Below are 11,589 nucleotides of genomic sequence, written 5' to 3' on the forward strand. Positions count from 1 at the left end.
ATACAGAAGATGTTGTTAATCATATTCAATCCATTTACCAGAAATTTAATTTACCGAAACATAAAGAACTAACAGATTTCTGTAAGGAAAATAAGTTTGATCTCTATATTCCAGAAAGATTTATCACTATTGGTAGCATAGAGCTAAATTGATCATAAAACTCAGATATTAAAAGTTAAACTAAAAAACTGTCAAAACGGAATGATAATATGAAGAATAAATTAACTATCTCATCCCAAGTCATTAACACAATGCAGCAAAGTAATGACCCTTGGGGAATAAAAGATCAAAATTCATGCTTTATTTATGCTAATAAGGCATTTAAATATCTCCAAAATTTTCCAAATTCCTTTGAATATGAAGGACTTTACGATGACGAACTTCCCTGGGATGGTGCTGAATTTGCAAAAGAGTTTATTGCTCATGATAAAAATGTAATGACAAAAGAACAAAGAGTATGTTCACTTGAAACACATGTATTTGGGAAAGAGCAAATTCTATCATCTTATTTTTTTGAAAAAACGCCTCTTTATCATGATGATGGGAGTTGCATAGGGATTATATTTCATGGTTGGCCAGCCCAAGATTTCTCATTAACCCGTCTGTATCATGGAAAACTGCCGGCATCAATACTATTCCAGCCACCGACTGATCTTTTCACCCAACGAGAATGGGATATTATTTTCCTCTCTTTACAAAAACATACCAGTAAACAAATGGGGCGAATATTGAATATCTCCTATCGGACTGTTGAAACCCATATGTCACGGATATATAAAAAGATTGGTGTCAAATCTAGTTATCAATTGGAAGAATATTGTCGCTTTAATGATTATGATCTCTATGTGCCAGAAAGATTTGTGCACCCAGAAAGCAGAATGTTTCTTTAACCCATAGATTTATAAAGGATTTTTTACCAATATGAAGAAGAACTATGTAATATCACCTCAAATTATTAACACAATGGAGATGAGCAATGAACCATGGGGAATAAAAGATAGTTCTTCAAATTTTATTTATGGTAATTCAGCAACAAAAAAATCCATTCATAATTTCAAAAAATCGTTTGATTACGAGGGACTTTACGATCATGAACTTCCCTGGGATGGTGCTAAATTTGCAAAAGAATTCATTGTCCATGATAAAAATGTCATGGCCAAAGGACATAGAGTATGTTCACTTGAAACACATGTATTTGGCAAAGAACAAACTCTATCCTCTTATTTTTGTGAAAAGCTGCCTTTTTATCATGAAGATGGGAGTTGCATAGGAATTATGTATCATCTGTGGAAAGCTAAAGAGTACTCATTGGCCCACCTATATCAATATTATGACAAACTACCCCCTTCCATTATACTCCAACCACCAACTGATCTTTTTACTCTACGCGAGTGGGATATCATCTTCCTCTTTTTACAAAAACATTCCAAAAAACAGATTGGACAGATACTGAATATTGCCTATCATACTGTTGAAACTCATATGACCAGAATATATCATAAGGTTGGTATTCATTCCAATCAGCAATTGGAAGAATACTGTCTGGTCAATAACTTTCATCACTTTATCCCAGAGAAATTTTTATTGTCTTAGGTTACGTATTAATTCCCAGTTTCAATATGCTACCTTTGTTCATTATTTATTGATAAAATAGACAGCTCTGCGGGAATATGTTTTTCTTGATAAAGAATATACCTACATTCAATAGGTTAAAAAACAATAATTACCTCGAAGGATATGTATGAGTCAATCAGCATTTAGAAAAGTCCCTTTTATTACCCGTCAGTTCACAAATATGTGGGATAAAAGCCCTGACGCATGGTTTGTAAAAGACAATGAATCCCGTTTTATTTATGCAAATACGCTGTTTATAAAAGCCAATAAGTTACCTGAAAACTTTGATGTTGTCGGATATACTGATGAACAATTACCAACGCCAGTCAATGGTTTTTCCCACCATTTTAAAGAACATGATCGTCGTGTCTTAAAATGTATGCAACGAATATCATCTATTGGGACTTACCCTCAAGGTAATGGTCAACGATCTAAATCCTATTTTTGTGAAAAATATCCCTTGATGGATGAGAATAATCAATGTATGGGAATTATTTCCCATGCTAAAGAAGTCGAGCATTTTACCGTATCTCATTATATGAAGAATAGTACGCCTATATCGGTCAGCTCCAAGCCCCCGAATAATATTTTAAAAGAAATTGAATGGATCATGATTTTTCTATTTTGCTGCGGTATTAATAACAAAGATATGGCCGATGAAATGCATATGTCATGCCGTACTGTAGAAAAATATTTCGAAAATATCTACGAAAAATTGTCTGTCAGTTCAACGATGGAATTACGATTACTTTGTAAAGAAAATGGTTATGACCTATATGTTCCACCAAGATATTCTCTATCTATAGGCCATTTTCTACTGTAAGCAGTCGATTTTGCTATTATTTATTTCTCTTTGAACATATTGATAATTTGAACAATAATCAGGAATACAATCAATGATATTGCAGATTTTTCTACTCCATCAAGTTATAAATCTTGAAACTGACTCTTTATATTCTAAATATGTTAAAACGTTTTAAGTAACTGATAATATACCGCCCATTGTGGCGGATGTACCGCCTCCAAAATAATCCTCTACTTATCTGGCTTCTGATCACTACAAGGCAAGGCGACAGCCCGCGCACAACTTTCACTCAAAACTCGCATCACCGTTTCCGCACCACTTCGATTAGGATTTATTCGTATCATCCGCTTTTCTAAAGTGGGATCAGATTGACGGAATGTACCAGATAACCGGTAAAATAGTGGTGGAATTTCGAACTTTGATTCAGCACCAACCGGATAAGGCAGCGCACCAAGTTCATGAGCAAAGCAAAGGACTTGTTCTGCAATCTCGTCATAAAATTCTACCAGCAATACTTTAGATTGCGCGTTTGCAATTACTGCCTGTTTTACCTGCGGTATTATTCCCTGATTAAGCCAGGTAACCAACGTTTCACTTACTTGAGCCTGCACCGCATGCATTACTGGCGCAAATACCAGCCCGCGCAACACTTCCAGTGCCTGAAATCCCTGCACTTGGCTTCCGCCGGAATACATACTACGCCGGATGTTGTCGATTGCCGATTTTTGACCGGCCACAACACCAACACCTTGCGGACCAAACAATTTAAAACTAGAGAAAGTTGACAACACAGCGCCACATTCACAACCAATATGTTCTACTTTCATAACTGCGTAATTATCATCAACCAGTACCGGTAATGACGCAGCATTCATCAATGAAATCACCGTAGCCAACTCATAAGAATCATCGATTTTCTGGCGTGTATGTTGTACCAGCCCGGCTACCGGACGATGTTGCAAAATTGCAGCACGTACTTGTTCAGATTGATTGAAATCAGCCCGTATAAGGTTTAAACCCATCTGTCCAGCAATGGTCGCGGTTGTGGGATATAACGGCGCATCATGAACCAATAGAGTATCACCCACGTTAACTAATGCCGCCATGCCACTGCGTATTGCCCCAGTTCCCGCTCCTTGCACTAATATAGCTGACTCAGCGGAAAAGAAATCGGCAATAACACCTTCAACTCGCTGCGTCATCTGTGGTTGGTTCAGTCCCGGAACCAATCCCAAATCGCCAGTAGTCAAGAAATCTGCGCCGGGAAAATGGCGGCAGATAATATCAACTAAATGGAACTGTTTTTGCTGCGCCTGTTCCATATTCAAGCTACGTAATGGGTAAGTGTTCAATATCTGCTCTCCGCCCCTCTCCCTTTCTTGTTGCCATCACAATGCCATCACAAAGTAGAGGGAGAGGATATATTTATTCAATTAACGAATACCTACCAGATGAATAACGTTAGCCAGAACACCAACCACAATCGTTGCAATCGGCCCAATAGCCATTTCAACTAAAGGACGTTTAGACGTGCGATTGAGCAGATAAATGCCCGCCACCACCATAAATCCCATTCCCGGCAGAATAGCGTTGGAAGCAATCATTCCCCCCACTAATAAGGAAACCTCCAACATGCGGGTAATGACTGTTCGAATATGGTCGCCACAGGCTTTCACTCCAGGATATTTATCCAGCCAGATAGCAATTCTTGCCAATAGTTTGATTTCCATAAACATAATCACGCTGCCAGCAATGAAGGCAATCCATAGGTTATTCGTGGCTAATCCGGCAACAAACACGAATTTCATCCCCACCGGGCTATACACCCCGGTGGCAATAGCCGTCATGCCAACTAATGGAACAAAGCTGATTGCCCTAGCCAAAGCCACCAACGTAGCGTTAGTCCCTTCCCCCTGCGCCATCAATTGCAGTGATACCGGCCCTTCCGCCAGCAGACTGAGTGACATCGAAGCAGCTACAGCAGTCAAGCCACCACTCAGTACCAATAGCCAGATGTTATTTTGAATACGCTGTATTCGCGTAGAAAATAATCCAACCAACATCTCATTTGCACCTTTGGTTGAATCTTGTCCATTTTCTGCTTTGGGAGCACGTTCTTTCATTGCAAAGTAGAACATTACAATCATCGAAATCAGGAGCGCTACCCCATTGGGGTCCAGTTGTACTGGTTTGCTCAAGGCTCCACCAAAACTGAGTGAGCCTATCGCTTTCGTCGCGATATACCCCATCAGTGTCGCAATCAGCACCCATATCCCTTTGCGATATCCATATTGATACGCCACAACAACCGCAGGGAATAATGCAAAGCAGGCAACGATAGGATCGCCAACCTTACTCAGGTTGTTCATGAAATTAACGGGTAAATGGGCAAAGATATCAACAACAGATCGTAAACCCGTCATCAAAGCAATGGCATACAGCGCTCCTAGGACACCGGAAGTCACGAAACCTTTTTTACTGTTTGCGCACCAGGTGCCGATCACATCTGTTCCCAGCAACAAGCTATGCACCAAGATAATCGGTGCTGTAAGCGAGAACGGAATGCCAAACCCGATAACCAGACCAAAACTTAAGGCAAAACTGGTCGCCGCTAAGGTTTTACGATTCATACGCCCTTCAAGGTGTTCCGGGATTAAAGGGCGCAACCCGTCATGAAATACCGCAATACCACAGTTAGCCATCATGGCTGATATCCCACCAATAACAGCCAGCAAACCCGCTTTAAACGGATCAATTTCCATTAAACGTGTGAAAAATTCGTATTCCATCTTCTATGTCCTTATGAAGAAAAAATAGCCCTGATAATCACCGGGATGACAGTTTCTATATCCTGACCAATAAAACCAAATGCAGTCTTCCCGGCGTTCACATGCGCAATAATCTCTTCGTCAGATAGAATTTTTCCCGGCATACTGAGCGTGGCACATTTATCGATACCCACGATAGCAATTGCCATTGCCAAGGCGCCCCCACCAGTATTACAGGCACCCAAATAATAATCCGCACTACCACTCTTAAGTGCCATAGCTGCTTCAATGTCGCTCATTAAGGTAATGGACGAAGCTTTATCTCCAGCCAAACAGCGTAAAGTTTCCACAATTTTTTCTTTCTCAATTTGTCCTCCGATAACAAATCTCATATGTTTTTCCTTTATTTGAAAAATACCGCTGGGTTGTCACGTAACATTAGATCAATTTCTATTTGCGTTAATCCAGCATTCCTCAGCATGGGAACAAAGGTGCGGATTAAATATTCAAAACCATTGCCACCATTGGCCTTCAGATGGGATCGGCGGGTTATATCCATCGATAACATGATACGGTTAAGCAGACCGCGCTGGGACAGTGTCTGTAGCATGGCGACACGTTTTTCATCCGGGTAGTAATCGTTCTTACCAATCGTGTCAAATTGTATATAAGCCCCTTGTTCAATCATACGCAGGATATTGTCCAGATTGTCCCGCAAGTCACAATGCCCGATAACTACCCGCTCAGTATCTACACCCTGCTTTTTCAGTAACGTCAGTTGCTCAAGCCCCATGGTGCTTAACGACGTATGCGTAGAAATGGGGCGTCCAGTTTCCAAGTGAGCTATCGCTGCGGCATGAAATACTTTCTCTTCATCAGGTGTGATAACTCCCTTACTGGAACCAATCTCCGCAATCACTCCAGCTCTCAGCGTTGTACCATCAATACCCTGCTCAATTTCAGCGATCATTTCATCCGCCAGTTGCTGAGCCGTGGTATGTGCTACATGCTCAGGAAAAAAGGCAGACTGGTAATAACCCGTTGAGGCAATCACATTAATGCCAGAATCCTGCATCAAATCCAGCATAAACTGGGGATTGCGCCCCATATAACGATTGGTCATTTCCACAATATTGCCTACACCAAGGTTGACCAATATTTTCATCTCATCACAAATCAAGTCATATTGATCCAGCCGACAATCAATGTTGTTTTTAAATGACGATAAATCAATATGCAGATGCTCATGTGAATAGGTATAGCCGGACGCATCAATCCTATTTTGCTTCGTCATCGGAAAGAGTGTCCGAATAAAATGGTGACAATGAATTTACTCACAGGTCATTTCCCCATTAACAGGAATGCGGTTTCCCTGGCTGTCATAAAGTCCTTCCAGCACTGGATGCCCTGACTGGATACCACTGACCAATGCCACATCACTGCGAGTCACAAATATCTGAGTACGAAAGCACAGCACCACAGCACAACCAACTGGATATTCACCACCAAGAGAAAAGTGGTAATCAATACTGGTATCATCCATCGGTAACAAATGAGTAGATATAATCTGTCCATTTGGAATGAAGACTAACGCGTTATAAGCCTGTCCGCGGCGATAATGACCGCCTCCATAGCAATAGCTGTTGCCATTAAACCGGTGAGATATTTCCGTCAGATACAGCATAGCAACGCTTTCAGGCTGTTCTCCCTGAAAATTAGCCAGGACTGTACCTGTCAGTGCATGCCCGGGTTCCGTATGGGTAACACCATACTTTGCGAGTAACGGTAGTGTGCTACAGCTTGATGCCGATGGCGCATTTATCTGCGTCACCTCAACCCCTGCCTGTTGTAAAATGTCTTTTGCTTTTAACAAAGTGAACAAATTTGGTGCAGGCACTGTTCGCTGCTGTGCCTCCTGCCACAATAAGCAAGGAAAATGGGTCAATCCCACCAGTTTTACGCCGGGCAGCGCCATAATACGATGAGTAACAGCATTCAATGCCGATAAATGAAAACCTGCTTCCTGACCAGGATAAAGATGATCATGATCATCATAAATTTTTAGCATAATGCATTGCACATGTCCCTGATGCTGCGCAAGACAAGAAATTTCCTCCGCTTTTTCTAAAGAAAACACTGTGATCACTTCCGGGCGTTGCTGTATCACAGTGGAGACCATATTCCGCGGGATCTGCACCAGATGACCAGCATGAATAACTGGGATCTTCCGTCTTATCAATGTCCTTGCTTCCTTGAAATCCACCGCTGTGACACCCCGATAGCCCAATTCTATAAGCTTGCGTGCCAGCCACGGATTACGCCCAATCTGTTTGGTCATCAGATACAGAGAAATATCATAACGCTTCGCTACAGCAAGCAATTTTCTGGCATTTACCAAAACTTGCTCAACATCAATGACATAAGTATCAGGCAGCAAAACTCCTTGCGCCCATAACGTACGGGCTGCCTCAATCAATGCCGGATTTTGTTTGTTCAATGCATTAATAAATATGCTGTACCTCCTGTACTACTTCAGCGGTCAATGCCATTGCAATAAGTTAGATGTTCAAATCATCATTTTTTTGAATATTTGATGGAAAAAAATTCCCTTCATCTCTGTTATTTATTGTCGTGCTATTGCTGATCCTTTGCCATCCAAAGGCTAAACAGGTTTGCCAGCAAATACCCTTCTTCACAGGGATGTAATTGCACGTCAAAATGTGCCAGCAGCGAAGCGTTAATCACTTGCAAATGAGAAAAGGCATCAGACTGACGTACTTCCATCAACAGTTCAGTATCCAGTGAACCAATTTGTTCTCCCCGGCGTGAGCGCATCAACGCATTCGCCATATGTGTTATCGCCATTTCCCCCAACGCATTCCTGACGGGGATTTGCCAATCTTGTTCAAGCTGAATCACAACTTTCATCATGCCATCACAAATGTCCTGATCGATGACATTTCCCTGACAGAGCAGATTCAGCCGATTTTCCATTTCATTTTACTCCGTCCATTTTAAATCAGTAACTTGGGTCCTGTTGACCGGCCAGTACTCGTTGTTGATGAACCAATAATGCTGTTTTATCCACGGTGGTACGCAAAAGTTGCTGAATCGGAATATCATCAGCTCTGGTTAAAATTACCGCTTCAGAAGCTTGCATAAAACAGACATTTCCACGCAGCGGTACCGCAATAAGCTCCCGGGAACTCAATTCAACTTCCCTGCTAACGTTCCAAATCACTGCATCGATATCACCCTTAGCCACCTTATACAAACATTCGTGGTAAGAGATATCCACCAACGTGATAGCCTGCCCGGCAAAGTACACTTCGGTCATGATCTTCTGGTCGGCAGAACGATTATCTAACCCAACACGACGGATGTTATGCTCTTCACCCTTGCGGTAAATCAGTTGGTGTCCACCAACATAGGTGTGTGGCCCCAATTCAAGTACAGCAAGAACATCACGCTGTTCCAGATAAGTTTGTGCAGCCAGACCTGACACTACAGCCATGTCATAAATGCCGTTACGCAGACATTCTACCCGGGCATCCGAACCTCTCATGTGAGCAAAGTAAAACGGAATACCATCAAACTGCGCTTTTAAACCACTCGCCAGCCCTTCGTACAATCGGGTATAAGGTAACGGCATCGCACAAACTACATTACCGATATCAGCATGTGCTAACAGTGCTTTGTGATCCATACTAACCAGATAACTGCCATTACGCCCCCGCCTCTCTAGGCGAACCGCACCAGAATTCTCCAGTTTTTTTAATGCAAATTGTACCAATCCAACAGACAGCGCATAGTCAGATGCCAGCTCATCAATAGTCTTTAAACGATTACCACAGCACTCACCTAGCAGATAACGGGCCAGATATGCCTGAGCAACCCCCTCTTTTTTAAGCAGCTCACGACTCATAATTATTCTTCATTTTTTTGAATGTATTTATATCTAACTTAAAGAGGTAAATAACAATCGGAAAATACCAAAAATGCGAATTCAGTCACGAATGTGAGAGTAATTTTTGCAATTGAAGCAGAAAATCCGCCTTACCTTCGTACTAAGGCAACTTGGAGGGAACTTCCCGTGCGTGTTCATTAGTTGCGCTATGTGGGTCTCAATAGAGCAGAGGCAGAAAAACAGAGTTGTGAAACGCTATTAAGCCCGCTAGCGTGGAAGTTATTGTGGGTAAAGCAAGAAAAGAAAAAGGTCCCTAAGACAGCGCAAAGTGTTTACTGGGCCTATATTAATTTGGGAAAACTAGCGGGTTGGTATGACTCAAAACGAAATGGCCGAGTGGGATGGGAAAGGCTGTGGCAAGGATGGTTCATGTTACAAACCCTCCTTGAAGGTTATTTACTGTCCAGTCTCTTGATCTATGAAATATGATCAAGAGACAGCTGAAGGACGGGGTTTTACGGCGCATCGGATAAAACCATTAAAACCAAAGTGGCGATATTCTCCAACAGATTACCCTAATAAGATAACCTTTATGTATGCGCCCTTAACAGGCGCATACATCAGAATACCTTATTCAACTGAACAAGCATCAGCCCTTGGGATATAATCAAAGTGTAATTCTCGATACCGGTTCCTTTTTATGCTCCAAACACCGTGAAAACGTTCTGCATTACTGGCGGTATACCTCACCGTGTGGCGAATGTTACTGTGTCCAAGATAATCTTGTATCAGCCGAGTATCCACTCCCCTGTCAGCAAGAGCATAACCACAAGCATGGCGTAACATATGTGGATGGGAACCTACTGAAATATTAGCCTGTCGCCCTAATTGGTTAATCAATTGATAAATACGCTGACGTGTAAGCGGTCTTCCGGTGCGTGACAAAAATAACCAATCACTTTCCGCACCTCGAAAAGTTTTACGTACTTCAAGCCACGCGTTAATCGCCTTGATTTCATAACCTAAGAGGGGATGGTTTGTACAAAACCCGCCTTTTAAGCGCCGAATATACAAACTTCCATCATCCAAATCCAAGTCGGATAACCGTAAATACCTGGCTTCACTAACACGTAAGCCATGAACAAAACTCATGTACACCAGGCAATAGTCGCGCTCACCATTAGCACTACTTTTCGCCACTGCCAGCATACTTTCCACTTCGTATTGCGTTAGATGTCTTCGTTGACCCATTATGGTCTATCCCAAATATTTTTTGTCTCAACGCATGTAATATTCTGCGTTATCTGTAACTGATTTAGACCCGGAACCAACCTTAAATCCCCTATGGTAAAAATGTCTGCACCGAGATGGCGGCAGATGACTAAATGAAATTGCTTTTGCTGTGCTTGAGCTTCGCTCAAGTTGTGTAATGGACAGGTATTCAATGTCTGTTCTCCGGGAACCCCCTATATTCTTACCATCATAAGATAAAAAGAAAAATACTGATTCGATTAACCATCACTCGCTAAATAAGTTGATCTGTCTGAAAAAACAACAAAAATTATCACAATAAGCCCAACAATCATTTTAACAAAGGATAGGCCAATCAGATCGATTTTTGTTTCAAATCACGCAGAGTCTCGGTAAATCTTTATAGGCCCATTTACCGATTCTGACACAGAAATTACAAGTGTCAGCAGGGAAACAATCGTAGAATTTTCCTCAGTAATGCAGTGAAATATGAAGTTTTTATTGCTATCTCTCGCAGAGGTCAAACAGAACGGGTATTGGATAAAGCATATATTGCTCATAATATCGGTATAATTGGTATGATGGTAATTGCATTTGCACGTGCATCAGTCAATTCACTGGCTGATGTGTGCTTCGCATTGTATGACAAAACAATTCATTTAACAATTATACCTGTTATCTTTCAAGTTGCCTCTTTGTTGGCTGCACTCACTCACCCCGGTCACAGAGTTCTCTATGACATAGTTATCTATGCTCCCGGGGATTCGCTCCCTTGCCGTCGCGATGCATCTTGAAATCTATTGGGTATAGGATAAATTATCAGTAAATAATCTAAATAATTTCAATATTAACTACCTATCCCAATGATGTTATTGTTGTAAACCATTATTATGAATGAGTAGTTAACATCAGCAACGTAAAAAAACTGGAGTGCACACGTAGTACGTAAGGAACGATTCCCTTAGCTCCCTCGTTAAAGTTCAATCAAAAGTTAGTGCTTCTGTTTGAACATTGCCCACTTTCGCTCCTTATGACAAAAATGGTAAACAAAATATTCTAATAAGATGAAAATAATATTGGTAGCTATATTTTTCTATATGTAAATATTTTACACAAAAGAATAAATGATTTAATTAACAAATACAGATAAAATAAAAAAATCTTATCTTTTTACAAATTAATTATTGCAATCCATTATATATTCAGGTTATTTTAAGTGAAATCAGTAAAAACCACTCAGACAG

General features: G+C 41.1%; 11 protein-coding genes and 3 pseudogenes. 6 read left to right on the top strand and 8 right to left on the bottom strand.

All coding sequences use genetic code 11. From position 1 onward, the window contains the following. The 4 genes and pseudogenes from AM629_RS24790 to AM629_RS19450 form a co-directional block, all read left to right on the top strand. Positions 1–152 (top strand): annotated as a pseudogene (locus AM629_RS24790) (PAS domain-containing protein); the annotation flags it as partial. A 57-nt stretch (positions 153–209) separates the two neighbouring features. Continuing rightward, entirely contained in the window at positions 210–890 is a 681-nt protein-coding gene (locus AM629_RS19440) for a helix-turn-helix transcriptional regulator (RefSeq protein ID WP_054481227.1), read from the top strand. A gap of 31 nt (positions 891–921) precedes the next feature. Continuing rightward, positions 922–1,593 (top strand): PAS and helix-turn-helix domain-containing protein, encoded by a 672-nt coding sequence (locus AM629_RS19445; RefSeq protein ID WP_054481229.1) that lies wholly within the window; start codon positions 922–924, stop codon positions 1,591–1,593. A 148-nt stretch (positions 1,594–1,741) separates the two neighbouring features. Further along, on the top strand, positions 1,742–2,437 hold the full coding sequence (locus tag AM629_RS19450) for a helix-turn-helix transcriptional regulator (protein WP_054481232.1): 696 nt from the start codon (positions 1,742–1,744) through the stop codon (positions 2,435–2,437). 212 nt (positions 2,438–2,649) lie between these two features. Here the strand turns inward: AM629_RS19450 and AM629_RS19455 are convergent, their stop codons facing one another. From AM629_RS19455 to yhfZ, 7 genes are all read right to left on the bottom strand, one after another. After that, positions 2,650–3,771: an aminotransferase class V-fold PLP-dependent enzyme gene (locus AM629_RS19455; protein ID WP_054481235.1), complete on the bottom strand. Its 1,122-nt coding sequence runs from the start codon at positions 3,769–3,771 to the stop codon at positions 2,650–2,652. 81 nt (positions 3,772–3,852) lie between these two features. Then, positions 3,853–5,208, bottom strand: coding sequence for a YhfT family protein (locus tag AM629_RS19460; protein WP_054481237.1), 1,356 nt, complete (start codon positions 5,206–5,208; stop codon positions 3,853–3,855). An 11-nt stretch (positions 5,209–5,219) separates the two neighbouring features. Then, complete coding sequence (locus tag AM629_RS19465; protein WP_054481239.1) at positions 5,220–5,579, bottom strand: DUF2620 domain-containing protein; 360 nt, start codon at positions 5,577–5,579, stop codon at positions 5,220–5,222. Between the two features lie 11 nt (positions 5,580–5,590). Next, a complete protein-coding gene (locus tag AM629_RS19470) occupies positions 5,591–6,481 on the bottom strand; it encodes a phosphotriesterase-related protein (RefSeq protein ID WP_054481241.1) in 891 nt (296 codons plus the stop codon). Positions 6,482–6,517: 36 nt separating this feature from the next. Beyond that, the gene (locus tag AM629_RS19475) at positions 6,518–7,699 is read right to left on the bottom strand and encodes a YhfX family PLP-dependent enzyme (RefSeq protein WP_054481243.1); all 1,182 of its coding nucleotides are present in this window, start codon (positions 7,697–7,699) and stop codon (positions 6,518–6,520) included. 122 nt (positions 7,700–7,821) lie between these two features. Continuing rightward, positions 7,822–8,181 carry a hypothetical protein gene (locus AM629_RS19480; RefSeq protein ID WP_054481245.1) on the bottom strand — a complete coding sequence of 120 codons (360 nt, stop codon included), beginning with the start codon at positions 8,179–8,181 and terminating at the stop codon, positions 7,822–7,824. A gap of 25 nt (positions 8,182–8,206) precedes the next feature. Next, on the bottom strand, positions 8,207–9,112 hold the full coding sequence (yhfZ, locus tag AM629_RS19485) for a GntR family transcriptional regulator YhfZ (protein ID WP_054481247.1): 906 nt from the start codon (positions 9,110–9,112) through the stop codon (positions 8,207–8,209). A 183-nt stretch (positions 9,113–9,295) separates the two neighbouring features. On the opposite strand from yhfZ, the pseudogene AM629_RS19490 reads away from it, so the two are divergent. Continuing rightward, positions 9,296–9,583 (top strand): annotated as a pseudogene (locus AM629_RS19490) (IS4 family transposase); the annotation flags it as partial. A gap of 141 nt (positions 9,584–9,724) precedes the next feature. Here AM629_RS19490 and AM629_RS19495 read toward each other — a convergent pair. After that, positions 9,725–10,345: a tyrosine-type DNA invertase gene (locus AM629_RS19495; protein ID WP_054481249.1), complete on the bottom strand. Its 621-nt coding sequence runs from the start codon at positions 10,343–10,345 to the stop codon at positions 9,725–9,727. Between the two features lie 449 nt (positions 10,346–10,794). Between AM629_RS19495 and AM629_RS24795 the strand changes: the two are divergent. Further along, positions 10,795–11,004 (top strand): annotated as a pseudogene (locus AM629_RS24795) (phosphoheptose isomerase family protein); the annotation flags it as partial. Positions 11,005–11,589 lie beyond the last annotated feature (585 nt).

It is taken from the genome of Photorhabdus heterorhabditis (genome assembly GCF_001280945.1).
GTDB lineage: Bacteria > Pseudomonadota > Gammaproteobacteria > Enterobacterales > Enterobacteriaceae > Photorhabdus > Photorhabdus heterorhabditis.

What these genes read in the sequence shown, in the direction of transcription:
- AM629_RS19440 (WP_054481227.1), top strand. Translation starts at nt 210, where the DNA reads ATGAAGAATAAATTAACTATCTCATCCCAAGTCATTAACACAATGCAG.
- AM629_RS19445 (WP_054481229.1), top strand. Translation starts at nt 922, where the DNA reads ATGAAGAAGAACTATGTAATATCACCTCAAATTATTAACACAATGGAG.
- AM629_RS19450 (WP_054481232.1), top strand. Translation starts at nt 1,742, where the DNA reads ATGAGTCAATCAGCATTTAGAAAAGTCCCTTTTATTACCCGTCAGTTC.
- AM629_RS19460 (WP_054481237.1), bottom strand. Translation starts at nt 5,208, where the DNA reads ATGGAATACGAATTTTTCACACGTTTAATGGAAATTGATCCGTTTAAA.
- AM629_RS19465 (WP_054481239.1), bottom strand. Translation starts at nt 5,579, where the DNA reads ATGAGATTTGTTATCGGAGGACAAATTGAGAAAGAAAAAATTGTGGAA.
- AM629_RS19470 (WP_054481241.1), bottom strand. Translation starts at nt 6,481, where the DNA reads ATGACGAAGCAAAATAGGATTGATGCGTCCGGCTATACCTATTCACAT.
- AM629_RS19480 (WP_054481245.1), bottom strand. Translation starts at nt 8,181, where the DNA reads ATGGAAAATCGGCTGAATCTGCTCTGTCAGGGAAATGTCATCGATCAG.
- yhfZ (WP_054481247.1), bottom strand. Translation starts at nt 9,112, where the DNA reads ATGAGTCGTGAGCTGCTTAAAAAAGAGGGGGTTGCTCAGGCATATCTG.
- AM629_RS19495 (WP_054481249.1), bottom strand. Translation starts at nt 10,345, where the DNA reads ATGGGTCAACGAAGACATCTAACGCAATACGAAGTGGAAAGTATGCTG.